The sequence below is a fragment of the Corallococcus sp. Z5C101001 genome (assembly GCF_007352635.1).
Classification (GTDB): domain Bacteria; phylum Myxococcota; class Myxococcia; order Myxococcales; family Myxococcaceae; genus Corallococcus; species Corallococcus silvisoli.
The window spans coordinates 1-1,914 of record NZ_VKLU01000050.1 but is presented as its reverse complement, the minus strand read 5'-3'; the positions used below and the strand labels follow the sequence as shown (position 1 = coordinate 1,914).

The following is a 1,914-nucleotide window of genomic DNA, read 5'->3' as shown; positions in this document are numbered from 1 at the left end:
GGTATTCGTGCTGGTGCTGGCGCACAGCCGCTACCTCTGGGCGGACGTCGTCTTCGAGCAGTCGCTGCCGACGTGGTTGCGGCTGCACGTGGAGGCCTTCGAGGCGCTGGGCGGAGTGGTGGAGACGGTGGTGCCCGACAACCTGAAGGCGGCCGTGCTGCGCGCGGCCTTCACGCCCGACGTGCCGTCCGCCCTCAACCGCAGCTACCGCGAGGTGGCGCGACACCAAGGCTTCAAAGTCGACCCGACGCCGCCGTACGCGCCCCAGAAGAAGGGCAAGGTGGAGGCGGGCGTCAAATACGTCCAGTCCAGCTTCTTCAAGGGCCGCCAGGGGCAGGACGTCGACGTCGTGCGGGCGGAGTTGAAGCAGTGGCTGGCCGAGGTGGCCAACGTGCGGCGGCACGGGACGACGGGCCGGCGCCCGGTGGACGTCTTCCAGCAGGAGGAAGTGCCCGCGCTACGGCCCCTGCCTGAGACGCGCTTCACCCCCGTCGTCTGGAAGCCCGCGCGCGTCCACCAGGACAGCCACGTCCTCTTCGAGAGGCGCTTCTACTCGGTGCCCTGGCGACTGGTGGGCAACGACGTCTGGCTGCGCGTCACCGACGCCAGTCTCGAGGTGTACGCCCAGGACGTCCGCGTCGCCACCCACGCCCGGCGCGGCACGGGCCTCTACGCCACCCGTGAGGAGCACCTGCCTCAGCACCGCGCTGACTTGCGCCACCGCAGCCGCGGCTACTGGGAGGAGCGCGCCGCGCGGCTGGGCGAGGACGTCCTCACCTACGTGCGCGCCGTCTTCGACTCCGACGACGTGCTGTCTCAGCTACGCGCCGTGCAGGCCAGCGTCACGTACCTGGAGGGCTTCCCTCCCGAGCGCGCCCGCGCCGCCGCCCGGCGCGCCCACTACTACGGCACCTACTCCTACGGCGGCCTCAAGAATCTGCTGCGCCAGGGCCTCGACTTGCTGCCGCTGCCCCTGGCCCTCGCCGCCCCGGCGACGTCCTCCCTGCCTCAGCCGCGCTTCGCACGCAGCGTGGCCGAGCTGCTTCACCACTCCGACGTGCCCCAGGAGTCTGAAATTGAGTCCCACTGACGAGCTGATTCCCATGCTCAAGAAGCTGCGCCTGTCCGGCGTCCTCCAGTCCCTCCAACTGCGCACCCAGCAGGCCGTGGACGACAACCTCTCTCACTCCGAATTCCTCTACCGCCTGCTGGGCGACGAGGTGGAGCGTCGCGACTCCAAGCAACTCTCTCAGCGCGTGCGTCGTGCCTCATTCGAGCACGCCCGCACCCTCGAGGACTTCGACTTCCACTTCAACGCCAGCGTCCCCAAGGCCAAGGTGCTGGAGTTGGGCACCTGCTCCTTCCTCGAGCGCCACGACAACGTCCTCATCGTCGGCCCCACGGGCGTCGGCAAGTCCCACCTGGCCCAGGCCCTCGGCCACCGCGCCTGCCGCGCCGGCTTCAGCGCCCTCTACGTCGGCGCCCACGAAATGCTCATGCAATTGCGCGCCGCACGCGGCGAAGGCAGCTACGACAAGCGCCTCTTGCGCTTCACCTCGCCCGACTTGCTCATCATCGATGACCTCGGCCTGCGCGGCCTGACTCAGGACGAGCCGATGGACCTCTACGAAGTCGTCCGCCAGCGCTACGAGCGCCGCAGCACCGTCATTACCTCCAACCGCGCCATCGAGGAGTGGCCGCCCCTCTTTGGCGACCCGCTCATGGCCAGTGCCGCCATGGACCGGCTCCTCCACCACTCCCACGTCCTCGTCATCGAAGGCGACAGTTTCCGCAATCCGCCCACAGCCCGCCGTCGCAAGCCCTCGGCCTCCGACGCCAGGTAGCCCGAAGTGGATCCGCTTGGCCGACCCCACCTCGTCAGCGCTGCGAACTCAAATCGCCGCTCCTTGTCAG

2 protein-coding genes are annotated in these 1,914 nt (G+C 69.1%); both read left to right on the top strand.

Annotated elements, in window-relative coordinates; all coding sequences use genetic code 11:
- Positions 1-1,090, top strand: a 1,090-nt coding sequence (istA, locus tag FOF48_RS36140) for an IS21 family transposase (RefSeq protein ID WP_143909556.1), incomplete at its 5' end; no start/stop codon positions are given.
- Positions 1,077-1,844 (top strand): IS21-like element helper ATPase IstB, encoded by a 768-nt coding sequence (istB, locus tag FOF48_RS36135; protein WP_143909554.1) that lies wholly within the window; start codon positions 1,077-1,079, stop codon positions 1,842-1,844. The genes istA and istB, both read left to right, overlap by 14 nt.
- Positions 1,845-1,914: the final 70 nt, after the last annotated feature.